1 protein-coding gene and 1 pseudogene are annotated in these 536 nt (G+C 62.7%); both read right to left on the reverse strand.

Features of this window, described 5'->3' with window-relative positions; genetic code table 11:
• Positions 1–179, reverse strand: a pseudogene (locus EOA86_RS37740) (ATP-binding protein); the annotation flags it as partial.
• On the reverse strand, positions 173–536 hold a 364-nt coding region (gene ybgF / locus EOA86_RS37745), incomplete at its 5' end, for a tol-pal system protein YbgF (RefSeq protein WP_128345893.1). The gene ybgF and the pseudogene EOA86_RS37740, both read right to left, overlap by 7 nt.

A 536-nucleotide genomic window follows, 5' to 3' on the forward strand; every position in this document is an offset into this window, starting at 1 on the left:
CCGTGATCGATCGTCACAGCCAGCAATTTCGTTGCGGGCGCGGTACGGTCGAGGTGATCTTTGAGGAGAAGGAGAAGGGCGGTCGAGTCGCTGCCGCCGGACACGGCCGCAACAGCGCCGTTGGTAAAGTCGATCTGCGAAAAAACCGAAGGGTCAGGCTCGGTTTCGAGCGTCAGCACGCCGCGAGCGCCCTTTCCTGCTTGACGCGTTCCTTGAGCGTGCCGGAAACATTGGGATAGCGCTTACCGATCTCGCCGAAAGTGGCGCAGGCCACGTCGCGCTGATTCAATCCGACCAGCGAGACACCGAGCTTCAGCAGCATGTCGGGAGCCTTCTTGGCCTTCGGATAGTCCTTGCTGGCGGCGAGGAACGTCTCGGCCGCGTCGCGGTATTTCTGCTGGCCGAGCAGCGACTCACCCAGCCAGTAATGCGCGTCCGCCGCCTTGGCGTTCTTGGGGAAGCGGGCGATGTGGTCGCGAAAGCCCTGTTCGGCAGGGCTGTAGTCGCCCGACAGGATGAACTGGTAGGAGTTGCGG

This window comes from Mesorhizobium sp. M5C.F.Ca.IN.020.32.2.1 (assembly GCF_004023105.1).
Lineage (GTDB): Bacteria > Pseudomonadota > Alphaproteobacteria > Rhizobiales > Rhizobiaceae > Mesorhizobium > Mesorhizobium wenxiniae.